General features: G+C 41.3%; 9 protein-coding genes. 2 read left to right on the top strand and 7 right to left on the bottom strand.

The window, feature by feature from the left end; all coding sequences use genetic code 11:
• The first annotated feature begins 47 nt into the window (after positions 1–47).
• Complete coding sequence (locus tag B2746_RS10255) at positions 48–755, top strand: hypothetical protein (RefSeq protein ID WP_290793069.1); 708 nt, start codon at positions 48–50, stop codon at positions 753–755.
• On the opposite strand, the gene B2746_RS10250 is transcribed toward B2746_RS10255, so the two are convergent.
• Genes B2746_RS10250 through B2746_RS10235 form a run of 4 tightly spaced genes read right to left on the bottom strand, consistent with a single transcriptional unit; the run spans position 752 to position 6,155 of the window.
• On the bottom strand, positions 752–3,688 hold the full coding sequence (locus B2746_RS10250) for an alpha/beta hydrolase family protein (RefSeq protein WP_290793066.1): 2,937 nt from the start codon (positions 3,686–3,688) through the stop codon (positions 752–754). The genes B2746_RS10255 and B2746_RS10250 overlap by 4 nt on opposite strands.
• A 38-nt stretch (positions 3,689–3,726) precedes the next feature.
• A complete protein-coding gene (locus B2746_RS10245; RefSeq protein WP_290793063.1) occupies positions 3,727–4,596 on the bottom strand; it encodes a DMT family transporter in 870 nt (289 codons plus the stop codon).
• Positions 4,593–5,357, bottom strand: coding sequence for a polyprenol monophosphomannose synthase (locus tag B2746_RS10240; protein ID WP_290793060.1), 765 nt, complete (start codon positions 5,355–5,357; stop codon positions 4,593–4,595). The genes B2746_RS10245 and B2746_RS10240 overlap by 4 nt, the downstream gene beginning before the upstream one ends.
• A 27-nt stretch (positions 5,358–5,384) precedes the next feature.
• A complete protein-coding gene (locus tag B2746_RS10235; RefSeq protein ID WP_290793057.1) occupies positions 5,385–6,155 on the bottom strand; it encodes a 3'-5' exonuclease in 771 nt (256 codons plus the stop codon).
• A 279-nt stretch (positions 6,156–6,434) separates the two neighbouring features.
• Here B2746_RS10235 and ytxJ point away from each other — a divergent pair, with 279 nt between their 5' ends.
• Complete coding sequence (ytxJ, locus tag B2746_RS10230) at positions 6,435–6,764, top strand: bacillithiol system redox-active protein YtxJ (protein WP_290793055.1); 330 nt, start codon at positions 6,435–6,437, stop codon at positions 6,762–6,764.
• 9 nt (positions 6,765–6,773) lie between these two features.
• Here ytxJ and B2746_RS10225 read toward each other — a convergent pair whose 3' ends face one another.
• From B2746_RS10225 to B2746_RS10215, 3 genes are all read right to left on the bottom strand, one after another.
• Positions 6,774–7,655: a hypothetical protein gene (locus tag B2746_RS10225; RefSeq protein WP_290793052.1), complete on the bottom strand. Its 882-nt coding sequence runs from the start codon at positions 7,653–7,655 to the stop codon at positions 6,774–6,776.
• Positions 7,656–7,691: 36 nt separating this feature from the next.
• The gene (locus B2746_RS10220; protein ID WP_290793049.1) at positions 7,692–11,609 is read right to left on the bottom strand and encodes a T9SS type A sorting domain-containing protein; all 3,918 of its coding nucleotides are present in this window, start codon (positions 11,607–11,609) and stop codon (positions 7,692–7,694) included.
• A 208-nt stretch (positions 11,610–11,817) separates the two neighbouring features.
• Positions 11,818–12,489 carry a response regulator transcription factor gene (locus tag B2746_RS10215; protein WP_290793046.1) on the bottom strand — a complete coding sequence of 224 codons (672 nt, stop codon included), beginning with the start codon at positions 12,487–12,489 and terminating at the stop codon, positions 11,818–11,820.
• Positions 12,490–12,967: the final 478 nt, after the last annotated feature.

Genomic DNA, 12,967 nt, shown 5'->3' with positions numbered 1-12,967 from the left:
CGTTGTTTTAACAGCAATTTCAGTAAATTAATACAAATTAGTTCACCATGAAAACATTATCCCAAACCTGGTTTGCTGAAGGATACATCGATTTTGAACTGAAAAAATATACCCTGCTCGCCTATCTGAAGGAGGTAAACAGTCATTTCAATGAAAACAAGCTATACCCCCAATTAGCAGACATCATCTTTCACTACAACAACCTGGTTCAGTTTCGGGAGAACAAAAAATTCCTGCAGGAACAGTTCCCCAAGCGGCTTACCGGAATTCAACTGGAAAAACTGCAATTACTTTATGAACAAATGATTGAAGATGATGAGATGATGGAAGAACTGGAAAACATCATTCATTATTCCACCGGAAAAATGAAAGACACCATTCGGAACGGAACGGAGATTTTCGAATTTGTAGAAGATAAAATTCAGATAGAACCAGTGGGACTCATCCCTTTGGATAATAAAGAAGGCTATTTTTTTCTGGCGAATTCTACAAAAAAAGAAACGCTGATCTACTACTACCGTTTAAGCATATTTGAAAAACATGATGAGCAGTATCGGGCAATAAAAACCTCCTTTGTTGCAGAATGGCAGCGAAGCATCAGCAATACATTCGAGAACATGAAGGGGCTTTTGATAAAAGAAAAGAAAGAGCTTCCTAATCCGGCAGTGTATACCATCAATTCAACTCTTTCTTTTCCGGTGGACGAAACTTTTTTACCAATTGCCAAGCGTTGCCTGGTTCGGTATATATCTTAATAATCAAGTCCCCATTCAATTCCTTTTAAGGTGGCAGGAACACCTTCTTTCATCCATTTGGGAGCAGGTGCGCCTTTCAGGTAATGATCAAAGAATTGTGCCATCCGTATGGTCCAGTCCTTCCTGTTTTTTCGTTCAATGATACCATGCAATTCATCATTGTAATTGACCATCCAAACCGGTTTGCCCAATCTTCTCAATGCGGTGAAATATTCAATGCCCTGGTACCAGGGAACAGCATCATCTTTATCGTTATGCAACATCAACAACGGAGTCTTTACTTTATCAGCTCTGAATAAGGGAGAATTTTTTATATAGAGTTCCGGTTTTTCCCAAAGATTCGCACCTATCCTGCTTTGTGTTTTCTCATACTGAAACTGACGGCTTATGCCGGTTCCCCAACGAATGCCGCCATAAGCACTCGTCATATTGCTAACCGGAGCACCGGCTTCCGCTGCAGCAAACATATTGGTTCGCGTTATCAGATACGCAATCTGGTAACCACCCCAGCTATGCCCCTGCAAGCCCATTTTGGTTGAATCCACAAACCGGAATTTCGACATATACCTTGCTGCTGAAACGATTGAATTATAGGCATCCTCACCCGGCTGCCCGGTTTTATAATAAATATTCGGATCAAATACCAGGTATCCATTACTGGTATAATAGGCAATATTTACAGATGCTCTAACCGGCATTGGTTCAATATAATTGTAGCGTCGGTCTGCATTTTTTTCATAGAAATAAAAGATAACCGGATATTTTTTGGAAGGATCAAAATTGTCTGGTTTGTACAATAGGCCCTCACTCATTTTACCATCCAGCATTTTCCATTTATGTAATTCCACGGTAAACCAATGGTATTGGCTCTGCTGTGGATTTAGTGAACTCACCTGCCTGTAGGTTGAACTATCATTCACCGTTTTCAATCCTGCAGTGTACAAATTCAACGCTGCCGGACTTTGTTGAATAAAGAGCAGATCATCTGCTGACTTCGCCTTAACTGCCCCGTCTACAATAGATGCATGAATCAACGAGGTGGCTGCTTCCGGTTTAAATGAAGTTCCAAATTCATACGACAGCCATCCATACCCTTTTGACATATGATCAAAGAGCTGGAATAAGAGTGGTTGTCCCGGTTTCAAAAAACGCTGGTCACGATCCAGCTGTTCATTTCTTACTGTTATTTTATTTTTTCTTCCCCATCCATTGGTCATCATTTTTGCTGCTGACCTGCCTGCAGGATCCACTTCCCATACATCGTATTTATCGTAGATGTAAAGGCTCTCATCAGCTTCTTTCCATCCCATAATTCCATGCGGAGGTGCATCCGAAGGTGTATCATGGTCCTCATCATATAAAGGAACAGGTATTGATTTAGAAATTACGCTTGAAATTGACCTTTCGTTGCTATAGGAAATCCAGTGTTTTTGTTTTGGATCATACCAAACAATATAGTTACCCTGCGGAGAAATCCGTACGGTAGATCGACTGGCTCGGGGCGTAATAAGTGTGCGTTTGCCTGTTCTGATATCTACTCTGTACAATCGAACAGCACCATCCATTTTCCATTGCTGTTCAATTCTTAATCCGGCATTGCTCATACCCACTGCAAAATTTCCATTGCCTTCATCTGATGGCATCACAATTTCACAACTATCGTCTGCCAGGTTGATGAGTTGCCTTTTATCAAGATCCCACACTGTCTGCCAGCTTTTCTTTAATTCGGCAGAAAGTGTTACCAGTTGCTGTGGTTGCAGGTAATCGTCTTTATAATTCCATACATCCAGTTTGGCTGTTTCAAAATCAACCAGACTGGTATCTTTAACCGGACGATCAGGTGCAAGGCCAAAAAACAATCGCTTCCCATCTTTGCTGAAATAAATGGAAAAATCCGGACTAATCACCTGCTCTTTTTTAACGCCATCGGACATTCTGTTAACTAATTCGACAGCCTTACCATTTCCCTTTGTATAATGGTAAAGCTGGTAATATTTTTTAAGCGCTTTGGCCGTACTGTCTTTCTGAATTACAAAAGCCAGCTGATTACCTGCCTCTGTAAACGTAAAAAGTTTTGCTTCCTGAAAAGATTTGGCAATGGTATCAATCCGATCTGCAGTAAAATCCTGAAACAATAAAACAGCTTCACTCAATGTATCACTGTTTTTTCTGCTCTGTTCAATTGCCAGTGCCTGACCATAATCTGCCAGCTTGTATTCAAGCACCAGTTTATGTCGCCATTCTTTTCCGGAAACCAAATCACGTACCACCAATTCAGTTCCTTCTTCCACCGTTTCGCGTTTCGATTTTGTAACTGAACTTTTAACCGGCTGAAGAGATGTCATTCCCTTAATTCTGGCTTCATTTACTTTATTCCGCAGACTATCTGAAAGGAATCGGAGACTATCTGCTTTGCGCAGCAAATCCTGCAGGCGGGATAGAGAATCAATGTTGGATTCCTTTGGCAAAGGAGTCGTCTTCCATAAATGATAGGCAAGAACAGCACCGGCTTTCGCAGGAAGTTGATAGGATTTCACATCCGGTATCCGCTGCTCATAGCCTTTACCCAGCTCCAGCATATAAAGAGAATCTTTAGGTACATCGTTCGGACCTTTTTTTGCTATCCGGGCTTTTCTGGAATCCTTAAAGAGTGGTTTTATACGAGCTACCAAAAAACGGCTGTCGTGGCTAAAGCTTGCCTGGTAACCGCGGGGTACTTTCCATATCTGCTGATTTTTTACAGATTGAATTACTAACTGACCATCACCTTCCTGAACATTTATCGTGTATGCCAGCCAGTTACCATCAGCACTAAGGATGCGTTCACCAATACTTTGCCATTGGTCATATACGCTATGATCCAGTGGTTTTTTTTGGGCAACTACTGCAGAAGAAAATAACAGCAAGAACAATGCCCAACAGTTGCTTCTCATGTGTGTTCGGTTTTATTGCTAAAATAACACAATCCGGTTTACCGATGGCTCTTCCAAACCCGAAATAACTGGATAGAAACAGCACTTACAATGCAAAGCAAACCAATATAAAAATGAATGCCCAGCTTTTCATTTTCATTAAACAGAAAAAAAGCAAGCAGAATTCCATAAACGGGTTCCAGGTTATAACTGAGATTAACGGTAAATGCAGAAATATGCTGGAGGGCATAGGAGGACAGATAAAATGCCCAAACCGTACAAAGCAGTGACAAAATTAATAACCAGCCCAGATCAGGAAGATTTGGAATAAGGTAGCTGGCAGGGAAATAATAAAGATAAACCGGCATCAATAAACTAAGAGTCAGAAACCCACCCGTGAGTTCGTAGGTAACCAGACTTTCAACAGAAATTTTCTTCAATAATTGTCGGTTTAATACCGGAAAGATGGCAGCAAGGAAGGCAGAAATGGTACCAATTATAATACCTGTTTTATACTGACTGTCGAATTGAAAAATGATAAATATTCCCAGCATCACCAATAATCCAAGAGCCAGTTCCTGCCAGGCTAATTTTTTCCTAAGGAGAAGAGGTTCCACCAGGGCAGTAAAAAAACCTATGGAGGAAAAACAAACAAGCGTTACTGATACATTTGAATATTTAATAGCACCATAAAAACTAACCCAATGCAGGGCAGCAATCAATCCAACACCAAAAATGGAAAGAATGAGCTTTAAAGGCAGAAGCGGAACAGTTTTTCTGAAGGCGACAATCAGCCAGAGAGCGATGGCACTCAGTAACAAACGGTACCAGACAATCAAGGCTTCATTCAGTGTTATCAATCTGCCCAGGACTCCGGTGAAGCCGGCCAATAGTACGGCAAGATGTAACCGAATGAATGCAGTTTTCATGCTGCAGCTTCCTCATCATCAGTGTTTTTCATCCGGTTGTGATAATCTTTAAACAGACTTTCCCAGCGCAAACGCAAAACACCCAGTATACCTTCTTTTACGATGCCTTTATGCATTTTGGAAACACCATACTGACGATCTTCAAATATGATGGGCACTTCCTTTATTTTAAAACCAAGTTTCCAGGAAGCAAATTTCATTTCTATCTGGAATGCATAACCGAGAAAACGGATTTCATCCAGATTCAGGGCTTCCAGCACTTCGCGTTTATAACAAACAAAACCCGCCGTGGTGTCTTTGACCGGAATCCAGGTAATCAATCTTGTGTAGATACTTCCTCCCTTGGATAAAAAAATCCTGTCCCAGGGCCAGTTCACCGTTCCGCCTCCTTTAACCCAACGTGATCCGATAGCGACATCAGCACCCTCATTTGCGCAGGCAGTATATAAACGCTGAAGGTCTTTCGGATTATGTGAGAAATCTGCATCCATCTCAAAAATATATCGATAGCCTTTTGCCAGCGACCACTTAAATCCGTGAATATAAGCTGTGCCCAATCCCAATTTTCCTGTTCGCTGTTCAAGAAATAATTGCCCGGGATATGTCAACTGAAGAGACTTTACAATCTCTGCTGTGCCATCGGGTGAACCATCATCAATTACCAGCACATGAAAGTCCTGTTGAAGGTCAAAAATGGCCTTCAAAATAGAAGAAATATTTTCCTTCTCGTTATAGGTTGGTATAATGACAATTTTTTCCACTAAAAATGTGAAGCGAAAATAATAGAATTAACTTTTCTTCAGCAGGGTTCTGTTCAGTATTTCAGTTAACTTCTGTTTGGTATGAAGTGGGAAATCACCCTTCATCATCCAGTCATAATATTGAGGTTCTGACTTTAATACGTCAGTCACAGGCCGTCCCTTATGTTTGCCGAAATTGAACACTTCCACTCCATTCTGAAACACAAAACGCCGGGCAAAATCAACAATTTGTTCTTCACCAATAAACTTGATTACAGAATCAACCGTATCGCCCAGTTGGGGATACCGTATTAATTGCGCCTCCAATACTTCCCATGTAGCAGTTGCATCCACTTCGGCGCTATGTGCACCATCCAGTGTTTTATTGCAATAGAATTTATATGCCGCACTGAGCGTGCGCTGTTCCATCAAATGGAATATTTTCTGTACATCCAATAATTTGCGGGATCCAACCTCAAATTCCAAACCAGCCCGCAGGAACTCTTCTACCAATAAGGGGATATCAAATCTGTTGGAATTATATCCTGCCAAATCGCAGTTTTCCAGAAATTGTTTCATTTCATTGGCCACCTGACGAAAACTGGGTGCGTCTTTTACCATTTCATCCGTAATACCATGCACATCGGAAGCACCAGCCGGAATGGGCATTTCCGGATTAATCAGTTTGCGTTTGGTTGTTTTGCTATAATCTTTCCCGATTCGTACTATGGCTATTTCCACGATCCTGTCAATACCAAGATTTGTACCTGTAGTTTCAAGATCTATAAATGCGATAGGTTTTTGTAATTGTAACGCCATGGCGCAAATGTACACTTATTGGCAATTTGGCCAATCATACCCTTTACTGCATACCATAAATTATTATTAATTTTCATGTTTAAACCTGGAATTTTCGCTGATCTTGCAAATAGGTATGTAATTTGCAAGTCAGTATCAAAATTGGTTATCATGAAAAAGTTCTGGATAGTATTGGGATTGGCCGGTTTATTAACCATTGGGTTAAGTTCATGCACCACATCAAGAGGCGGGTGTAAAGTTTCTTCAGGAATGGTGGGTTATTAAAAAGGAGCAAAGACAATGAATTGGATTACACTTTCCAACCTGGAACAAATTGAACATATAAAGCAGGCTTCTTTCTCCAAACCTCAGGTTATTTTCAAGCATAGTACCCGCTGTTCCATCAGTGCAATGGCTAAAAACAGGCTTGATAAAGCAAGTATTCCGGAAGGAATTGAATTTCATTATCTGGACCTGATTCAATACAGGTCAGTTTCAAATGAAATAGCAACAGGTTTTGGCATTGAACATGAATCACCCCAGATACTGCTCATACGGGATGGGGTTTGTGTGTTTGATGCAAGTCATACCGCCATTTCCATGAATATGCTGCGGGAAGCACTTCAATAAAGCCTTTGTCTAATTACGCTGGTAAAAAAACAGCCGCAATTGTACCGGTAAACCCGCATTTTCACTTAATGTAAAAAAGCCGCCCAGGTCTTTCCTGAATGCAATGGCTTCTCCCTGCGGTTCCATAGGCGCAGAAATGGAGACAGGGGCACGTATTAAAGCATCAGCCGGGCTTTCTCCCGCATTCCTTTTCCAGTAAGAAATGCCTGTATAGGTTCTGAGCAATAGTTCCTGTCCATCCTGCCCAATGGCAGCTCCTGTCACTGTTTCCAGTTTGGTTGCTCCTGCAGACTCCGCAATATTAATTTCATTCGTACTATAGGGATACCTTAAAACATAGATAGATGCGGGTTTCTCTTTGGTAATTAAAAGTATATCTTTTGTTGCCGGATCAACCAGTACAGCTTCGGTGTTATGAGATGCTCCATCGCCATAAGTAAACCTGATTTTTACCAGATTCTGAACGGTTGTTACCCCTGCTGCAGGCTCTTCCAGCCTGTAAATTGCATATTCATTATGCTGACGGGCATTGTCACCCGTTTCGGCGATATAGAGATATTTCCTATCCTGATCGGGGCCGGCTCCAATAGCAAGGTCTTCCCAGTCCCGATTGGTAGCTCCGGGTAACTCAACGGGATCCTTTAGTGCTCCATCATGCCCTACCTGTAATAAAACTGCACCATTATGACTATCCTCAATCATCCAGATAGAACCCGGTTGGGAATAACTATCCGCAATTCCGGAAACTTCTGCGGGAAAATCACTGGCCAGCAGCACTCCCGTTGCTTCCTTAAAAAGTGGTTTAAAGTCGGATGATTCTCCAGACTTGGAACATGCCAATAAACAAATACCAAGGAGTATTCCTACAGGTTTGGGGTAAAAATGCAGCATATAAGTAAAAATAAACACTTATATGCTGCATGCAAATTATTGGAAGAGTAATTTCTCGATTGTTTCGGTTCCTGTTGCTGTATTACGAACTTTCAGGAAATAAATGCCTGGTTTCATTGATACCTGACGCTGAATTGTAACAGTCATAGGTCCGCTTACGGCTTTTTGTGTTTGATACAAAACCTGTCCGGCTGCATTCATCAGATCAAGCTGATACATTCCCGGCTGATTTGCCTGGAAGGAAATATGCACCAGCTCCTTAACCGGGTTTGGATAAATCCTGATAGGCAGCATTGCCCCATTATCCATCTTCAGCTTTAGCAGATTGGAGTAGCTAATTTTTCCACTCTTATCTATTGCCTTGATACGGTATTGGTGTATTGGATCAAGCAGGCGGTCATCCGTATAACTGAATTGAATGCCGGCTCTGTTGTTCGTTACACTTACTTCACCAATAACCTGAAACTCATTGGAAGTTGGATTCAAACGCTCTACCTGGTACCGGATAATATCCCCAGTTTGAATATGATTCCAGCTTAACTGATTTGATTTACGAACAGTTTTGCCATTCAGCTTCAATTTGTCAGAAAGAACACCACCACAATTACCTGTTACATTATAATAGTTGAGTCTTACCAAACAACCATTATTTACAGAAACTCTTGCCACATATTCTCCGATGCTGTTGGGTTCAAGATAAGGAATCATATACTCTCTATCCGTTCCTACCAACACACTGTCTGTATCGGATAATTTATGGTACCATTCATAACTGGCATTTGCAAAATTTGGAACGGATAAGGTTACATCTGTGTAATAACAATCAGACTGGGCTGTTACTACTATATTTTGCAGCGGAAGAACGCTCACATCATTCAGTGTTGCATTTCCGCAATAATCCACCACTCTTAAACGAACCAGGGAATAACTGTTTCCATTATTAATACTGAAAACCGGACTTGCCTGAGGTGGTGCAACAATGGAAGGAGCAGAAGGTACACTTCCGATAATCTCATACATGAAGGGAGGTGCACCACCTGTTACATCAGCACCCACACTAAAGGAATTATTATCACATTGGAAGGATGCAGATTTATCCAGTTGAGGATACTGGTATGCACCTACCACTACCGTATCGTAGCCTTTATTATTACAACTTCCCGGAAGATTATACTGTACAACATAAGTTGCCGGCTCCAGATCTGTCCATTTATACACTGCAACTGAACCCGTATTGTATGGGATATTTACCAAATTTCCGTCTTTATTAATAATAGTGGGACTGATAATTCCCAGGTTGGAACTGACAGTGATGGTTAACTCAGAAGAACCATTCTGGTTGGCACCCGATGGACATTTTGACAATACCTGTATATCACTGCTGAAGGTGCTCATAACAGGCGTTACCATACCACTGGTAGCACTTCCGCAATTATCCGTTAATTCAACGCGATACTGCTGAGTTCCCGGCAACATATCCAGGTTTTCAACCCGAATGCTTGTACTTCCGGTAGTTACGGTTTTTACCAATGAATCAGCCGGATTATACACATTCACCGTATATGGACCGAATCCGTTGTTTACATTCACCCGGATATTGGTTCTGTTGAACTCACAGGACGGCTGGGCTGTCAGTGAAATACCGGGTGAAGAACGACGAACTTCAAAACAACGGTTAATAGTGGTATCATAACAATTGTCGCGAATTCCTATACAATAGGATCCGTATGGAAGATTATAGAATTGTCCGTTGCTGCTGGTTGATACAATATTATTTGCAGAATCCCGAAGCGTATAAGTTGGGGAACTGAAATTACTTACCCATTGAATTCTTGCATTGAAGCCATCACAATCTCTGTTGGAGAACTGAACACCTCCTGCGTTTGGTATATTCTGTGTTACATTAATACAACGGGTGATCAGAGTATCATAACAGTTCACATCATTTTGAACTTCCATGCAATAAGAACCATAAGGAACATTGTTAAATAAGCCTGTTGAATTAGTTCCTATCACCGTTCCTGCACTATTCTTTAAAGTGAATTGTGCATTGGTAAGATTGGTCATACCATTTAGGCTCATGGTAAAACCAGTACAGTCGCGGTTACCCGCCTGCAGGCTGCCAACAGCTGGAATGTTCGGTGCAACGGTAATACATCTTCGAATTGTGGTATCATAACAATTCACATCATTCCGGATATCCATGCAATAGGATCCATACGGAAGTCCGGGAAACACGCCGGTTGTATTACAACCAATCAATGTATTGGATGCATCATACAAACAATATTGAGGGTTGGTGATATTGGTTTGTCCGCCAATACTCAAATCGATGGTTGTACAATTCCGCACTACATCCAACTGAGAATTAACAGAGGGCGGAATTGGCAATACGGCAAAGCAACGCTCAATGGTGGTATCATAGCAGGCAGCATCATTGGTAATTCGCATGCAATAATTTCCATAGGGAATATTACCAAAATTTCCATTATTGTTACAGGCGATCTGAACACCGGCCTGGTTGAATAAACAATATTGAGGATTGGTAAGATTGGTTTGTCCGGTTATGCTAACATCAAAATCTTCACATTGTGGATCAGTAACAGTTACACTTGCTGCAACTGAGGGTATCAACGGCTGAACAGTGAAACATCTGGTTAAAGTTGTATCATAACAGCCATCTTTTACTTCTATACAATAGGAACCATTCGCCAAATTTGGGAAGCTGCCGGTTGTATTACAGGCAAGCTGTACACCGGAACTATTAAACAAACAGAAATTTGGGTTTGTAAAATTCACCAGTCCACTTACGGAGGCTGTTACCTGATCACAACTGATCCTGTTTAAATTTACATTTGGATTCAGACTTAACTGTGGTTGCGACATGGTGAAGTTGCGGGTAATAGTTGTATCAAAACAATCATCCCGCACGGTAATGGAATAGGTTCCTTCCTGAATACCGGAAAACACACCGGTTGAATTACATGCAACCTGAACATTGCTGCTGTTAATCAGACAATAGGTTGGGTTATTCAGATTCACCTGTCCGGTTATGGAAGCTGTGAAACTATTACAGGATTGAAAGCTGGTTAAAACAACATTTGCTACAGCGGGAATCTGGTTATCGGACCAGTTAACACCACGAACATTACCACAAGCATCTTTTGTAACCAGGCGCAGAGAACGACGAGACTCCAGATCATAAGTGAACTGATAGGTTGAATACCAGGTGGTATCACCCGGACTATTCACTGCACCGTATTGAAATGAATTAAAGATTGGATTATTGGTATTGGAATTACCTCTTGAATCGCGCACACGAATTTCAAAATTTCCATCCCGGCAATTTACTCTTGAACCACTATGGTATTCAATCCACCAGTCGTAGGATAGTACATTCACCCGACGGGTTTGAATTCCTCCGCAGGAGTCTTTCAATTCAATCGCATATTCACCACCTGGTAATCCGGAAAATACACCGGTTGAATTCGATGTACCAATTCCTGCTGGCGAAGGTGCAACGATGGTGAAAGTGTAGGGAGAACGACCACCCGTTAAATTCGATACCGTAATTGTTGCGTCACTTGCATTGGCGCAGGTCTCATCGGTTTTAACCAGATTAAAACGGGGATCTTCATAGGTACCGGGTACGATGATATTCTGCAGTTCAGCAACACAATTGGTGGATACATCCTGCACCATAACCGTATAGGTTCCGGCAGAGAGTCCACTTATGGTTGAAGAAGAAGTATAGGGGGTATTAATTGGACCCAAAACCCGGTAATTGTAATTTCCGCTACCACTGGAAGCGGATACGGTGATGGTACCGGTGGCCTTACATCTGGACTCTTGCGATACGGCTGAACTCACAGTAAGTGTACAAGTTTGCGCCTGTACCTCCTGATAGTGAATTAAGGTGTAAAGAATGGTTAGGAATAGGTAGAGTTTTTTCATAGTCGGATTTGGATTCGAGGATATAACGTCAAAAATCTATCTACCATCGATGAAATGAAAGCTTTTATCGAAAATTTCGACGAATGGATACCCAGATTGAGTAGTAGTACCTAGGGTTTGTAGAAAAAATACGATAAAAAAATATCCCCTGTCTGATTTCGGTATATCAAACAGGGGATAAAAAAATAATCTTTAATCAACCTATCCTTCAGGTTTCCTGAACAAACCCTTTTTTCACAGCATACATGACCAAACCGGCCATCGATTTTGCACCGGTTTTTGTTTTTAATTTATCACGGATTGCCTCCACCGTTCTGGGACTGATATCAACAATATCAGCAATTTCCTTGGTGGTTTTTTCTTCACACATCAGTTTTAGAATCCTGATTTCTTTATCTGTCAATTGCGCGTCCAGTAAATGATCGGGTTCTGTTTTACGGGTACGCAAACCCGTCAGCAGGGCTTTATTGGTTAACTCATTGAAGAAGAACTCCTGTTCATAACAGGTTTTAATTGCCTGATAAATGGTTTCGGAATCAGAATTTTTAGTGAGGTAGGAATTTGCTCCAATTTCCATAAGTTTTGAGATCATGGAATGGTCATTGTGCATGGATAGGATAATCACTTTTACATTCGGGTTTATTTTACGAATTTCAGGAAGCGTAGTAATCCCATCCATTATAGGCATCTGAATGTCAAGCAGAATAACATCCGGCTCAATATGTTTGAGCAAATTCAATAATTGCATCCCATTATCTGCCTCTGCTATCAACTCTACATCTTTTTTTGCAGAGAGGGCTGTTTTGACACCTGCACGGAAAAGTGCATGGTCATCGGCAATAGCAACCTTAATAGGATTGTTCGGGTCTGGTTTTTTCATACGGTGAATTTTGCGAATTGGGAAAGGTCATTTTTCGGATCCTTTCGGTTTGCAAGTTGTAAAAATTCCTGAACATTCACTATAGTAGTTCTACGTAAATATACCTGTTCGGAATATACCATCTTTGCAATTTTCCATAAATTTAGCCTTTTTACCATCGTAACTATCCCTATAGCGGGTCGAAATTTTACGAATTTTCCAGTATTTCCTGTATGGCTAAAATTCAGCAATTCCGCTCTTGTACCTGATACCTGCTCCACCTACCTTTGTTTCAGAAGTTGATTGACGGGAATCGAAACTCCAACCATCCAATGTCCAGTAACAACCGTCCAGAACTCTTTCAATATCTTATGAAACCGGCGAGACCTATGTCAATCAACTTTCTTTTCTAAGATCCATGAAAAGCCCGGAAATCAGACTTCTTCATCCGGAATCCAACCAACCTGCCCAATTACCCTAACAAAACCGTCTACCCAAC

The organism is Flavihumibacter sp. UBA7668 (assembly GCF_002483205.1).
Classification (GTDB): domain Bacteria; phylum Bacteroidota; class Bacteroidia; order Chitinophagales; family Chitinophagaceae; genus Flavihumibacter.
The sequence above is the reverse complement of the archived record's forward strand: the minus strand, read 5'-3'. Positions and strand labels throughout refer to the sequence as shown.